The sequence below is a fragment of the Erwinia sp. CGal63 genome, from assembly GCF_037026505.1.
Lineage (GTDB): Bacteria > Pseudomonadota > Gammaproteobacteria > Enterobacterales > Enterobacteriaceae > Erwinia.
Genome location: NZ_JAKUMN010000001.1, coordinates 1707624 through 1721757, shown reverse-complemented (window position 1 = coordinate 1721757; position 14134 = coordinate 1707624). Strand labels below are relative to the sequence as shown.

Annotated in this window: 11 protein-coding genes; 10 read left to right on the top strand and 1 reads right to left on the bottom strand. The window is 58.4% G+C overall.

The window, feature by feature from the left end; genetic code table 11:
* Positions 1-5 precede the first annotated feature (5 nt).
* The 6 genes from msbA (at position 6) to MKZ79_RS07835 (ending at position 5967) form a co-directional block, all read left to right on the top strand.
* Entirely contained in the window at positions 6-1754 is a 1749-nt protein-coding gene (msbA, locus tag MKZ79_RS07860) for a lipid A ABC transporter ATP-binding protein/permease MsbA (protein WP_336141060.1), read from the top strand.
* Positions 1751-2743 carry a tetraacyldisaccharide 4'-kinase gene (lpxK, locus tag MKZ79_RS07855; protein ID WP_336141058.1) on the top strand — a complete coding sequence of 331 codons (993 nt, stop codon included), beginning with the start codon at positions 1751-1753 and terminating at the stop codon, positions 2741-2743. The genes msbA and lpxK overlap by 4 nt, the downstream gene beginning before the upstream one ends.
* 26 nt (positions 2744-2769) lie before the next feature.
* Positions 2770-3972 (top strand): winged helix-turn-helix domain-containing protein, encoded by a 1203-nt coding sequence (locus MKZ79_RS07850; RefSeq protein ID WP_336141057.1) that lies wholly within the window; start codon positions 2770-2772, stop codon positions 3970-3972.
* 80 nt (positions 3973-4052) lie between these two features.
* Entirely contained in the window at positions 4053-4235 is a 183-nt protein-coding gene (locus MKZ79_RS07845; protein ID WP_336141056.1) for a Trm112 family protein, read from the top strand.
* On the top strand, positions 4232-4978 hold the full coding sequence (kdsB, locus tag MKZ79_RS07840; protein ID WP_336141055.1) for a 3-deoxy-manno-octulosonate cytidylyltransferase: 747 nt from the start codon (positions 4232-4234) through the stop codon (positions 4976-4978). The genes MKZ79_RS07845 and kdsB overlap by 4 nt, the downstream gene beginning before the upstream one ends.
* Positions 4979-5073: 95 nt before the next feature.
* Entirely contained in the window at positions 5074-5967 is an 894-nt protein-coding gene (locus MKZ79_RS07835; RefSeq protein WP_336141053.1) for a YcbJ family phosphotransferase, read from the top strand.
* Here the strand turns inward: MKZ79_RS07835 and elyC are convergent.
* Entirely contained in the window at positions 5944-6723 is a 780-nt protein-coding gene (gene elyC, locus MKZ79_RS07830; RefSeq protein WP_336141052.1) for an envelope biogenesis factor ElyC, read from the bottom strand. The two genes, MKZ79_RS07835 and elyC, sit on opposite strands and share 24 nt — an antisense overlap.
* 128 nt (positions 6724-6851) lie before the next feature.
* Here elyC and cmoM point away from each other — a divergent pair, with 128 nt between their 5' ends.
* Genes cmoM through mukB form a run of 4 tightly spaced genes read left to right on the top strand, consistent with a single transcriptional unit; the run spans position 6852 to position 14104 of the window.
* On the top strand, positions 6852-7634 hold the full coding sequence (gene cmoM / locus MKZ79_RS07825; protein WP_336141051.1) for a tRNA uridine 5-oxyacetic acid(34) methyltransferase CmoM: 783 nt from the start codon (positions 6852-6854) through the stop codon (positions 7632-7634).
* Positions 7631-8953 (top strand): chromosome partition protein MukF, encoded by a 1323-nt coding sequence (gene mukF, locus MKZ79_RS07820; RefSeq protein WP_336141050.1) that lies wholly within the window; start codon positions 7631-7633, stop codon positions 8951-8953. Before cmoM ends, mukF begins: the two co-directional genes overlap by 4 nt.
* Positions 8934-9644, top strand: coding sequence for a chromosome partition protein MukE (gene mukE / locus MKZ79_RS07815; protein ID WP_336141049.1), 711 nt, complete (start codon positions 8934-8936; stop codon positions 9642-9644). Before mukF ends, mukE begins: the two co-directional genes overlap by 20 nt.
* Positions 9641-14104, top strand: coding sequence for a chromosome partition protein MukB (gene mukB / locus MKZ79_RS07810; RefSeq protein ID WP_336141048.1), 4464 nt, complete (start codon positions 9641-9643; stop codon positions 14102-14104). The genes mukE and mukB overlap by 4 nt, the downstream gene beginning before the upstream one ends.
* Positions 14105-14134: the final 30 nt, after the last annotated feature.

Sequence of the window (14134 nt, the reverse complement as noted above, 5' to 3'; positions counted from 1 at the left end):
AACTCATGCATCAGGACAAAGATCTCTCCACCTGGCAGACATTTCAACGCCTCTGGCCGATGATCAAACCTTTCAAAGCGGGTCTGGCTGTCTCCTCCGTTGCGCTTATTATCAATGCGGCGGGCGACGTGCTGATGATGTCCCTGCTGAAGCCGCTGCTGGATGACGGTTTTGGTAAAGCGGACTCCTCCGTGCTGGTCTGGATGCCCCTGGCCGTTATTGGCTTAATGCTGGTGCGCGGCGTTTCAAGCTATATCTCAAGCTATTGTATCTCATGGGTTTCAGGCAACGTGGTGATGTCGATGCGCCGCCGCCTGTTCAGCCATATGATGGGAATGCCCGTCGCGTTTTTCGATCAGCAGTCCACCGGGACGCTGCTGTCGCGCATTACCTATGATTCCGAGCAGGTCGCTTCATCCTCTTCCAGCGCGCTGGTTACCGTAGTGCGCGAAGGTGCTTCAATTATCGGCCTGTTTATTATGATGTTTTACTACAGCTGGCAGCTGTCGTTAATCCTGATCCTGCTGGCGCCGGTCGTTTCTTTCGCTATCCGCACCGTGTCGAAACGTTTCCGCAATATCAGCAAAAATATGCAGAATACGATGGGGCAGGTGACCACCAGCGCCGAGCAGATGCTGAAAGGACACAAAGAAGTCCTGATTTTCGGTGGACAAAAAATCGAAAGCCAGCGTTTCGATCATGTCAGCAACCGCATGCGTCAGCAGGGCATGAAGCTGGTTTCCGCCTCTTCGGTTTCCGATCCTATTATTCAGCTTATCGCCTCGCTGGCGTTGGCTTTCGTACTCTACGCGGCCAGTTTCCCAAGCGTAATGGCGACGCTGACGGCGGGCACGATTACCGTCGTCTTCTCTTCGATGATCGCGCTGATGCGTCCGCTGAAGTCGCTGACCAACGTTAACGCGCAGTTCCAGCGCGGGATGGCCGCCTGCCAGACGCTGTTTTCCATTCTGGATAGCGAGCAGGAAGTGGATACCGGGACTCGCGTCGTAGAGCGCGCCCGCGGCGACGTAGAGTTCCGCAACGTCACCTTTACCTACCCTGGGCGCGAAACGCCAGCGCTGCATAATATCAATCTTGCTATCCCGGAAGGCAAAACGGTGGCGCTGGTTGGACGTTCCGGCTCCGGTAAATCCACTATCGCCAGCCTGATGACGCGTTTTTATGATATTCAGCAGGGCGAAATCCTGATGGACGGTCACGATTTACGCGAGTATACCCTCAGCTCGCTGCGTAATCAGGTTGCGCTGGTTTCGCAGAATGTGCACCTGTTTAACGATACCGTAGCGAACAATATCGCCTACGCCCGCAATGAAAAGTACAGCCGCGAAGATATTGAAAGAGCGGCAACGATGGCTCATGCGATGGACTTTATCAATAAAATGGATAAAGGCCTGGATACGGTGATTGGTGAAAACGGCGTGCTGCTTTCCGGTGGACAGCGTCAGCGTATCGCTATAGCCCGCGCGCTGCTGCGCGACTGCCCGATTCTGATTCTGGATGAGGCAACTTCCGCGCTGGATACCGAATCGGAACGCGCTATTCAGTCCGCGCTGGACGAACTGCAAAAGAACCGCACCTCGCTGGTGATTGCGCATCGTCTCTCCACTATTGAAAAAGCGGACGAAATCGTTGTGGTCGAAGATGGCCATATCGTGGAGCGCGGCACCCATACGGAACTGTTGGCACATCGGGGCGCCTATGCCCAGCTGCACAAAATGCAGTTTGGGCAATGATTGAGCGCATCTGGAGCGGCGAATGCTGGCTGTGGCGGCTTTTGCTGCCGCTCAGCTGGCTTTACGGACTCGTTAGCTGGCTGATTCGGTTGAGCTACCGGCTTGGCTGGCGCAAAGCGTGGCGTGCTTCAGTGCCTGTCGTTGTTGTGGGTAATCTGACGGCGGGCGGCAACGGCAAGACGCCGGTAGTGATCTGGCTGGTTCAGGCTTTGCATCAGCGCGGTCTGCGGCCTGCCGTGGTTTCTCGTGGCTACGGTGGCAAAGCACAGGCTTATCCGCTGATGCTCGATCGCCGGACAACGCCAGCTGAAGCGGGCGACGAACCTGTGCTGATCCATCAGCGCACCGGCGCGCCGGTCGCTGTTTCGCCCAGGCGAAAAGAGGCGGTAGCGGCGCTGCTGGCGCAGGGCGATATCGATATCATTATTACCGATGACGGCCTGCAGCATTATGCGCTGGCAAGGGATTTTGAAATCGTGGTGATCGACGGTCAGCGACGTTTTGGCAACGGCTGGTGGTTGCCGGCTGGCCCAATGCGGGAACGGGCTTCGCGTCTTAAAAGCGTGGATGCGCTAATCAATAACGGCGGCAGCGCGCAAGCTGGTGAAATCCCGATGCGGCTTGTGCCGGGTCAGGCGATTAACCTGCAGACCCGTCAGGCCCAGCCGCTGAACGCGATTGCCGAAGTGGTGGCAATGGCGGGTATCGGCCATCCGCCGCGCTTTTTCTCTACGCTGCGTCAGCATGGCCTTGCGCCGGTTAAAGAAGTGCCTTTCGCCGATCATCAGGATTACAGCGAAGCGCAGCTCAAAGCGCTGACCACAGGGAGCCAGCAACTGCTGATGACGGAAAAAGACGCGGTCAAAGCAAGCCGTTTCGCTGCCGCCAACTGGTGGTATTTGCCGGTAGATGCGGAACTGCCACCCGAGCAGGCCAGTGCGTTGCTGGATCGCATCGCTGCGCTTAGAGATAATAGTCCGCTAAACTGAATGCACCTTACCTGTACAGGTGCATTATGCTATCTCTCCCGCTCACTCAGGCTCGTCATATTCATCTTGCTGCGCAGGGATTACTGCGTCCGCCACGGCGAAAGGCGCAGTTCGCCGATCTTCTCCGCAGCATGCGGCAAATGTCTTTGCTGCAGATCGATACCATCAACGTGGTTGCCCGCAGTCCTTATCTGGTGCTGTTCAGCCGGCTGGGCGACTATCCGCCCGAGTGGCTGGAACAGGCGCTGGCGGCGGGCCAGCTGTTTGAGTACTGGGCGCATGAAGCCTGCTTTATTCCTGCTGAAGATTATCCGCTGCTGCGCCATCGTATGCTTTCGCCGCAGGCTATGGGCTGGAAATATAACGCTGAATGGGCCGCAACCAGACAGCAGGAAGTGGCGGAGCTGCTGGCGCATATCGAAGCGCACGGGCCGGTAAGATCCGCCGATTTCGCTTCGCCGGACGGCCAGCGCGGAGGCTGGTGGTCATGGAAGCCGCACAAGCGTCATCTGGAAAACCTTTTTACCGCCGGTGAACTTATGGTCGTGGAGCGGCGTAACTTTCAGCGAGTCTACGATTTGCGTCAGCGTGTGCTGCCGCACTGGGACGACGCCCTTCACGCGCTGGAAGAAAAAGAAGCGGTCAGGCAGATGCTGCGTAACAGCGCGCAGAGTCTCGGGCTCTTCCGCGCCGACTGGCTGGCGGACTATTATCGGCTGAAACGCGCGCCGATTAAGACCATCCTTGCGGAATGGCTGGAGACGGGAGAGGTCGTGCCGGTTGACGTCGAAAAGCTGGGTCAGTGTTATCTGCACCATTCCCGGCTGTCGATGCTGGAAGAAAACAGCCGTGCAACCTGTACCACGTTGTTGTCGCCTTTCGATCCGCTTGTCTGGGATCGCAAGCGGGCGCTGGAATTATTTAACTTCGCCTATCGGCTGGAGTGCTACACGCCGGAAGCAAAGCGGCAATACGGTTATTTTGTCCTGCCGATACTTCATCGCGGGGCGTTGAAAGGGCGGCTGGACGCAAAAATGCTGCGTAAAGAAAAAATTTTGCTGGTCAAACAGCTCTGGCTGGAACCGGGCGTGAAGATAAACGAGGGACTGCTGGCGGATTGGCGCCAGGCGATCATCCGTTTTGCCCGCTGGCAGGGAGCAGAAGCGGTTCACCTGCAGAAACTGCCGCCGGAAATAGCCGCGAACTGGGCGCGGGAATGGATGTTTTAAGCTGACAGGGAGGTTAACTGCTTCAGCGCGAGCTATGATATTCTAACGCTCTGTCTGACCGGATCCACCAGGGAGATACCATGGATCATCGTTTGCTCGAAATCGTTGCTTGCCCGGTTTGCCACGGCAAGCTCTTTTACAACAAAGATCAACAGGAGCTTATCTGCAAGCCTGATGGTCTGGCTTATCCAGTGCGCGATAATATTCCGGTGCTGCTGGAAACCGAAGCGCGTTCGCTTTCACTGGAAGAGACGCATCCATGAGTTTTGTCGCCATCATTCCGGCGCGCTATGCCTCTACCAGGCTGCCGGGAAAACCGCTGGTGGATATTCATGGCAAGCCGATGATCGTGCATGTTATGGAGCGAGCGCGTGAGTCCGGCGCCGAACGCGTAATCGTGGCTACGGACAACGATGAAGTCGCTCGCGCGGTTGAAGCGGCAGGCGGCGAGGTCTGTATGACGCGAGCCGATCACCAGTCCGGCACAGAGCGGCTGGCCGAAGTGATCGAGAAATACCAGTTTTCTGACGAGACGGTTATCGTCAACGTACAGGGCGATGAGCCGATGATCCCGCCGGTCATCATTCGTCAGGTAGCCGAAAATCTGGCGAAGCGCAGCGCGGGCATGGCGACACTGGCGGTGCCGATCGACTCGGCGGCTGAAGCGTTTAATCCCAATGCGGTGAAAGTGGTCAGGGATGCTGAGGGCTACGCGCTTTATTTCTCGCGCGCGGCTATTCCCTGGGATCGCGAGCGCTTCGCCGTCTCGAAAAATGAAATCGGCGACAGTTTTTTACGTCACATCGGTATCTACGGCTACCGCGCCGGTTTTATTCGCCGCTACGTCAGCTGGCAGACCAGCCCGCTGGAACAGATTGAGCTGCTTGAACAGCTGCGCGTACTCTGGTACGGCGAAAAAATCCACGTGGATGTTGCCCAGGCCGTTCCGGGCGCGGGCGTGGATACGCCGGAAGATTTAGAACGCGTTCGCGCCGCTATGCGGTAAAACTTTCAGGGTCGATTACGGCCCTGTTTCTCTGCTCGTTGCTTTTACCAGGTAAAAAACAACAAATTGGTCTCGCTTGTAATCAGGAGCAGCAGATGGAACAACTTCGTTCAGAACTCTCAATAGTGCTGGGCGAGACGCTCAGCCGTCTCGAATGTATCAGCGAGCAACCTTATGCCAGCGTTTATTCGCTTTATGACGGCAAAGGCCATTCTCTGCCGCTGATGGCGAAATATTTCACTACCCGGGGCATAGCCTCGCAGGAAGCTTATAAGCTATCGATGCTGGCGCGCGAGAGCACGGTACGTATGCCCGTGGTTTACGGGCTAATCGTCAGCCAGCTGCCGCCGCAGCATGAGATCCTGCTGATTGAAAGGATGGGCGGCGTTTCGGTAGAGGCGCCAGCGCGTACGCCGGCACGCTGGCAACAGCTGCAGGATCAAATCGTCGCCGCGCTGCTGGCCTGGCACCGGATCGACAGTCATGGACTGGTGGGAACGGTGGACAGCACGCAGGAGAACAAGTGGCCCGCCTGGTACAAGCAGCGTGTCGAAGTGCTCTGGTCGACGCTGGGCTATATGCGCCCGGAGCCGCTGACGATGGAAGATCATCGGCTGCTTTTTCGCTGTCGCCAGAACCTGTGCGCACTTTTTGATGACTTCAGCGATCCCTGCGTGCTGGTGCATGGCAATCTGTCGCTGAGCAACATGCTGAAAGAAGCCTGGAGCGATCAGCTGCTGTCGATGATCAATCCCGGCAGGGTACTGTGGGCGCCGCGCGAATATGAGCTGTTCCGGCTGTGCGAAGAAGGCCAGGCGGAGGCGCTGCTGTTTCGCTATCTGCAGCAGGCGCCCGTTGCGGAAGGCTTTATCGCCAGACGCTGGCTCTATGTTTTGTGGGAAGAAGTGGATCGGCTGATCCATCACGGAGAGTTCAACCGCGCCCGCTTCGATCTGGCCGCCAATTCACTGCTGCCCTGGCTGGCGTGAAGGCGCGGTCAGCTTCTGCCAGAGGCGGCCCAGCGACTCATAAACAGCGCGCTCGCTGTGGCCCAGCCAGAGCGAGGAAGGCAGCGCTTTTTCCCATGTATTAAGCGGCGAGGCGATCGCCAGCTGATTGGCTGGTGCAGGCAGCGGGCGCAGCCCCTGTTGTTGAAAGAACAGCATGGCGCGCGGCAGATGAGAAGCGGAAGTCACCAGTAAAAAAGGGCGGCTGCCGACGATTTTCGCTACCTCGACCGCTTCCTGACTGGTGTCGCGCGGCTTATCCAGCGTCACGATTTCGCTGCGTGGTACACCCAACGTTTGTGCGACTCTCGCGGTAACTTCCGCCGAACTGACAGGATTATTCTGCGCGGCCGCACCGGTAAAGATCATTTTCGATCCCGGATTCTCTCGCCACAGCCGTATCCCCTCTACCAGCCTGGGTAAACTGTTGCCGATCATATTAGATCCGGGCGCCCATTGCGGATTCCACGTGTAGCCGCCGCCCAACACCACAACATAATCCACTTTTGTGCTGCCGCGCCACGTAGCGTAATGATTTTCGACCGGCGCCAGCAAAGCGTCGGCGACAGGCTGCAGGCTGATCAAAAACAAAATCAGCCATCCCGAAGAGAGTATTATTTTGCCGGTTTTCTGCCAGCGGCTGAACCAGAGCAGAAAAAGCCCGCTTGCCATGATTAACAGCAGCAGCGGCAGGGGCAGCAGCAGGCCGCCAATCGCTTTTTTAAGCGTAAAAAGCATGAAAACAGCTTCCTTTTGTCCGAAAAAACGCCACCCGAAAGCGAAGCAGTGACGGAAAGGTTCATTCTCCCTCAGTGTATGCCAAAATAGCCGCCGGATTCACCTTTTGCCCAGCCCGGAGCCCGCTTATGCAGGATCGCAACTTTGACGATATGGCGGAAAAATTTTCGCAGAATATCTATGGCACCACTAAAGGCCGTATTCGCCAGGCTATCGTCTGGCAAGAGCTGGAAGCGATTCTGGCGACGCTGCCGCAAAGGCCGCTGAGCGTGCTCGACGCAGGCGGTGGAGAAGGGCAAACCGGCTGCGGGCTCGCCAGTCTCGGCCATCGGGTCTTACTCTGTGATCTCTCTGAAGAAATGCTGCAGCGCGCCCGCCTTAACGCCAGTGAAAAAGGTGTGAGCGACAACATGGAATTCAGACAAATCAGCGCGCAGGCGGTCGGTCAGCATTTGGATCGGCCCGTCGATCTGGTATTGTTTCACGCTGTGCTTGAATGGGTCGCCGAACCGGAAGCGGCGCTGGCCGCGCTTCATGACGCGCTGGCGCCGGGCGGCGTACTGTCGCTGATGTTCTACAACCTCAACGGGCTGATGATGCAGACGCTGGTGTTGGGCAACTTCGGCTATATGCAGGCCGACCTGCGCAAACGCAAGCGTAAAACCCTGTCGCCGGACTATCCGCGCGATCCGGAGCAGGTTTATCGCTGGCTGACGGAAGCCGGATTTATTATTGAAGACAGAGCCGGCGTGCGCGTCTTTCATGACTATATGCGCGAAAAGCACAAGCAAACAGAACGATTTGAAGAGATCCTGGCGCTGGAGAAACGCTTCTGTCGCCAGGAGCCATTTTTAAGTTTGGGTCGCTATATCCACGTAACTGCGCGGAAGCCCATAAAGGACGAAGCATGAGTGATTTTTCCCAGACAGTGCCGGAGCTGGTTGCCTGGGCGCGAAAAAACGATTTTTCCGTCTCGCTGCCTACCGAACGTCTGGCTTTTTTGTTGGCGGTCGCCACGCTTAACGGCGAGCGTATGGATGGCGAGATGAGCGAAGGCGAACTGACGGACGCCTTTCGCCACGTTAGCGAAGGATTTGAACAGACCAGCGAAACCGTCAGCGTGCGCGCCAACAACGCGATCAACGATATGGTACGCCAGCGTTTACTTAACCGCTTCACCAGCGAACATGCCGAAGGTCAGGCAATCTATCGTCTGACGCCGCTCGCTATCGGCATCACCGATTACTATATCCGTCAGCGTGAATTTTCTACGCTGCGGCTCTCCATGCAGCTCTCTATCGTGGCCGGCGAACTCAAGCGCGCGGCGGATGCGGCGGAAGAAGACGGCGATGATTTTCACTGGCACCGCAACGTCTTCGCGCCGCTGAAATATTCCGTCGCCGAGATTTTCGACAGCATAGATATCACCCAGCGCATTATGGACGAGCAGCAGCAGGCGGTGAAAGACGATATCGCCCAGCTGCTGAATAAAGACTGGCGCGCCGCCATCGAAAGCTGCGAGATGCTGCTGAACGAAACCTCCGGTACGCTGCGCGAGCTGCAGGATACGCTGGAAGCGGCGGGCGACAAGCTGCAGGCTAACCTGCTGCGCATTCAGGACGCGACGCTGGGCAGCCCCGATTTAGGCTTTATCGATAAGCTGGTGTTCGATCTGCAGAACAAGCTCGACCGCATTATCAGCTGGGGCCAGCAGGCGATAGATCTCTGGATCGGCTACGACCGCCACGTACACAAATTTATCCGTACCGCGATCGATATGGATAAAAACCGCGTCTTCGCCCAGCGCCTGCGTCAGTCGATGCAAAGCTATTTCGACGCGCCCTGGGCGCTCTCCTACGCCAGCGCCGAGCGTTTGTACGATGTACGCGACGAAGAGCTGACGTTGCGCAACGAAGAGGTCATGGGCGAGCTGCCTTCCGAGCTGGAATATGAAGAGCTGAGCGAAATACGCGAGCAGCTGGCGGCCATGATCGAAGAGGCGCTGGCGATCTATAAAGCCCAGCAAAAACCGCTGAACCTGGGCGTGGTGATGCGCGACTACCTGGCGCAATATCCACGCGCCCGCCACTTTGACGTGGCGAGGATCGTCGTTGACCAGGCCGTGCGTTTAGGCGTCGCCGAAGCTGATTTTTCCGGTCTGCCCGCCGAGTGGCAGGCCATTAATGATTACGGAGCCAAGGTACAGGCGCATGTCATCGATAAATATTGAACAAGTGATGCCGGTTAAGCTGGCGATGGCGCTGGCCAATCCGCTGTTTCCCGCGCTCGACAGCCAGCTACGCGCAGGCCGCCATATTGGCATTGAGGAGCTGGACAACCACGCTTTTCTGATGGATTACCAGGAGTACCTGGAAGAGTTCTATCTGCGCTACAACGTGGAGCTGATCCGCGCGCCGGAAGGCTTTTTCTATCTGCGTCCGCGCTCCACTACGCTCATCGCGCGTTCGGTGCTTTCCGAACTCGATATGATGGTAGGCAAAGTGCTCTGCTGGCTCTATCTCAGCCCGGAACGTCTGGCTAACGAAGGCATCTTCACCCAGCAGGAGCTGTATGACGAACTGCTGGCGCTGGCGGATGAAGGCAAACTGCTGAAGCTGGTGAACCAGCGCTCGACGGGATCGGATCTCGATCGTCAGAAGCTGCAGGAAAAAATGCGCGCTTCGTTGAGTCGTCTGCGTCGTCTGGGCATGGTGTGGTTTATGGGGCATGACAGCAGCAAATTTCGCATTACCGAATCCGTGTTCCGCTTTGGCGCGGACGTGCGCAGCGGAGACGATCCGCGCGAAGCGCAGTTGAGAATGATTCGGGACGGCGAGGCGATGCTGATTGAAAACGGCCCGTCCCGGCAGAATGAAGAAGAACAAGGCAACGACGCCGTGCAGGCGGAGGAAGAAGAATGATTGAACGCGGAAAGTTTCGCTCTCTGACGCTGGTTAACTGGAACGGTTTCTTTGCCCGTACCTTCGATCTGGATGAGCTGGTCACCACGCTTTCCGGCGGCAACGGCGCGGGGAAATCGACCACGATGGCCGCTTTCGTTACCGCGCTAATCCCCGATCTGACGCTGCTGCACTTTCGCAACACCACGGAAGCGGGCGCCACCTCCGGCTCGCGCGATAAAGGGCTGCACGGCAAGCTCAAACCGGGCGTCTGCTACGCGGCGCTGGACGTGGTCAACTCGCTGCACCAGCGCGTTATCGTCGGCGTACGTTTGCAGCAGATTGCTGGCCGCGATCGTAAGGTAGATATCAGACCCTTCAGCATCCACGGTCTGCCAACCTCGATTAACCCGACCGAAATCCTGACCGAGACGGTGAATGCCCGTCAGGCTCGCGTGCTGCCGCTCAGCGAGCTGAAAGAGAAGTTCGAGGCGATGGAGAGCGTGCAGTTCAGGCAGTTTAACTCCATTACCGAATATCACTCGCTGATGTTCGACCTGGGCATAGTGGCGCGCCGCCTGCGTTCAGCGGCCGATCGCAGCAAATATTATCGCCTGATCGAAGCCTCACTGTACGGCGGTATCTCCAGCGCCATTACGCGCTCGCTGCGCGACTACCTGCTGCCGGAAAACAGCGGCGTGCGTAAGGCCTTCCAGGATATGGAAGCGGCGCTGCGCGAAAACCGCATGACGCTGGAGGCGATTCGCGTTACGCAATCCGATCGCGATCTTTTCAAGCACCTAATCTCTGAAGCGACCAGCTATGTCGCCGCCGACTATATGCGCCACGCCAACGAGCGTCGGGTACATCTGGATGGCGCTTTGCAGCAGCGCAGTGAACTGTTCGGCAGCCGTAAACAGCTGGCTGTCGAGCAGTATCGCCATGTGGAAATGGCGCGCGAGCTGGCGGAACACAATGCCGCGGAAAGCGATCTGGAAACCGACTATCAGAGCGCCAGCGATCACCTGAACCTGGTGCAAACCGCCATGCGCCAGCAGGAAAAGATCGAGCGTTATGAAGGCGATATCGACGAGCTGACCTACCGTCTGGAAGAGCAGAACGAAGTGGTAGCCGAAGCGCGCGAGGTGCAGGAAGAGAACGAAGCGCGCGCCGAGGCCGCCGAGCTGGAAGTTGACGAGCTGAAAAGCCAGCTGGCCGACTATCAGCAGGCGCTGGACGTACAGCAGACGCGGGCGATCCAGTACCAGCAGGCGCTGGCTGCCCTGCAGCGCGCGCAGGAAACTTGCCAAATCCGCGAGCTGACCATCGAGAACGCTCAGGAATGGCAGGAAACTTTCCAGGCCAAAGAGCAGGAAGCCACGGAAAGGCTGCTGATGCTGGAGCAAAAAATGAGCGTGGCGCAGGCCGCGCACAGCCAGTTTGAGCAGGCCTTTGAGCTGGTCGCGCGCATTGCCGGGCCGGTGAGCCGCAGCGAAGCATACCAGACCGGTCGCGAACTGCTGCGCGATGCCGCCAATCAGCGTTACCATGCTGACCAGCTACAGTCGCTGCGCTCGCGTCTGGCGGAGATGGAGCAGCGGCTGCGTGAGCAGCAGGAAGCCGAGCGTCTGCTGAACGAGTTTTGTAAAAAGCATGGCCAGCAGTATGCGCCGGAAGAGCTGGAGGCCCTGCAGTACGAGCTGGAAGCACGCATTGAGCAGCTTTCCGAAAGCGTGGCCGACGCGGGCGAACGCCGTCTGGCGATGCGGCAGGAGCTGGAGCAGGTGCGCGAACGCATCGCCCGCCTGACGCGGCAGGCGCCGCAGTGGCTCAATGCCCAGGAGATTCTGACCCAGCTGCGTGAGCAGACTGGCGAAGCGCTGGAAAACGGGCAGCAGGTCACCGAGCATATGCAGCGGCTGCTGGAGCGTGAGCGCGAAACCACCGTTGAGCGCGATGAGGTCGCCAGCCGCAAGCGCGAGGTTGAAAACCAGATTGAAAGGCTGAGCCAGCCGGGCGGTTCGGAAGACGCGCGCCTGAACCAGCTGGCCGAGCGCTTCGGCGGCGTGCTGCTGTCTGAAATCTATGACGACGTCACCATTGAGGATGCGCCTTACTTCTCCGCGCTGTATGGCCCGGCGCGTCATGCGATCGTGGTGCCGGATCTGTCGCTGGTGCGCGAGCAGCTGGATGGCCTGGAAGAGTGCCCGGAAGATCTCTACCTGATCGAAGGCGATCCGCAATCTTTTGACGACAGCGTCTTTAACGTTGAAGAGCTGCAAAAAGCGGTGGTGGTTAAAGCTGGCGATCGCCAGTGGCGTTACTCGCGCTTCCCTAAAGTGCCGCTGTTTGGCCGTGCCGCCCGCGAGAGCCAGCTGGAGCTGCTGCGCGCCGAGCGTGAAACCCTGGCGGAGCGTTACGCTACGCTCTCTTTTGACGTCCAGAAAACGCAGCGTCTGCATCAGGCGTTCAGCCGCTTTATCGGCGGCCATCTGGGCATCGCTTTCGATTCGGATCCGGAAGCGGAAATTCGTCAGCTGAACGCGCGCCGCAGCGAGCTGGAGCGCGCTATCAGCAGTCACGAAAGCGAAAACCAGCAGCAGCGCCAGCAGTTCGAGCAGGCGAAAGAGGGCGTTTCTCAGCTTAACCGGCTGATGCCGCGCGTTGGTCTGCTGCTGGACGAAACGCTGCAGGATCGCCATGAAGAGCTGTTGGAGCGGCTGGACGAGGCGCAGGAAGCGGCGCGCTTCCTGCAGCAGCATGGTGCCAGCCTGGCGAAACTGGAGCCGCTGGTTACGGTGCTGCAAAGCGATCCGGAGCAGCACGAGCAGCTCATGCTGGATTATCAGCAGGCACAGCAGGCGCAGCGCGATGCGCGGCAGCAGGCTTTTGCCATCACCGAGGTGGTGCAGCGGCGCGCGCACTTCAGCTACGCCGATTCGGCGGGTATGCTTGACGGCAACAGCGATCTGAACGAGAAGCTGCGCCGTCGGCTTGAGCAGGCGGAAGCGGAGCGCGCGCGAGCGCGCGAACAGCTGCGCAGTCACCAGGCGCAGCTGACGCAGTACAGCCAGGTTCTCGCCTCGCTGAAAAGCTCTTATGACGCCAAACGGGATATGCTGAAAGAGCTGCAGCAGGAGATGCAGGCGATCGGTGTTCAGGCCGATGCCAGCGCCGAAGAGCGCGCGCGCCTGCGTCGTGACGAACTCTACACGGCGCTGAGCAATAATCGTAGCCGCCGCAACCAGCTGGAGAAACAGCTGACCTTCTGCGAAGCGGAAATGGACGCGCTGCAGAAAAAACTCAAGCGCGTGGAACGCGACTACCATCAGAGCCGCGAGCAGGTAGTCAGCGCCAAAGCCGGCTGGGTGGCCGTGCTGCGTATGGTGAAGGATAACGGCGTCGAGCGCCGTCTGCACCGTCGCGAGCTGGCCTATCTGGGCGGCGACGAGCTGCGCTCTATGTCGGATAAGGCTCTGGGCGCGCTGCGTCTGGCGGTTGCCGATAACGAACACCTGCGCGATATCCTGCGCCTGTCGGAAGATCCAAAGCGGCCGGAGCGGAAAATCGAATTCTTTATCGCGGTCTATCAGCATCTGCGCGAGCGCATCCGTCAGGATATTATTCGTACGGACGATCCGGTAGAGGCGATTGAGCAGATGGAGATCGAGCTGAGCCGCCTGAGCGAAGAGCTGACCGCCCGCGAACAGATGCTGGCTATCAGCTCGCGCAGCGTGGCGAACATCATTCGCAAAACCATTCAGCGCGAGCAGAACCGTATTCGCCAGCTGAACCAGGGTTTGCAAAACGTCAGCTTTGGTCAGGTGCACAGCGTACGGCTTAACGTCAACGTTCGGGAAACGCACGCCACGTTGCTGGAGGTGCTTTCCGAGCAGCACGAGCAGCATCAGGATCTGTTCAAAAGCCAGCGCCTGACCTTCTCGGAAGCGCTGGCGAAGCTCTATCAGCGGCTGAATCCGCAGATTGACATGGGCCAGCGTACGCCGCAAACCATCGGCGAAGAGCTGCTGGATTACCGCAACTATCTCTCTATGGAGGTGGAGGTCAACCGCGGTTCAGACGGCTGGCTGCGAGCGGAAAGCGGTGCGCTGTCAACGGGTGAGGCTATCGGTACCGGCATGTCGATTCTGGTAATGGTGGTGCAGAGCTGGGAAGAGGAATCCCGTCGCCTGCGCGGTAAAGATATCTCGCCTTGCCGACTGCTGTTCCTGGATGAGGCGGCGCGTCTGGATGCGAAATCGATCGCCACGCTGTTCGAGCTTTGCGACCGTCTGGAGATGCAGCTGATAATCGCCGCGCCAGAGAATATCAGTCCGGAGAAGGGCACCACCTACAAGCTGGTACGTAAAGTGATCAACAACAGCGAACACGTGCATGTGGTCGGCCTGCGCGGATTCGCGGCTGAACCGGCGGCTTCGGCCAATTCAGCGGCGGATATCACCCCGCAGCTGACCTCGTGACGTAAACCGCACAAAATAGTCGGCGGCGGA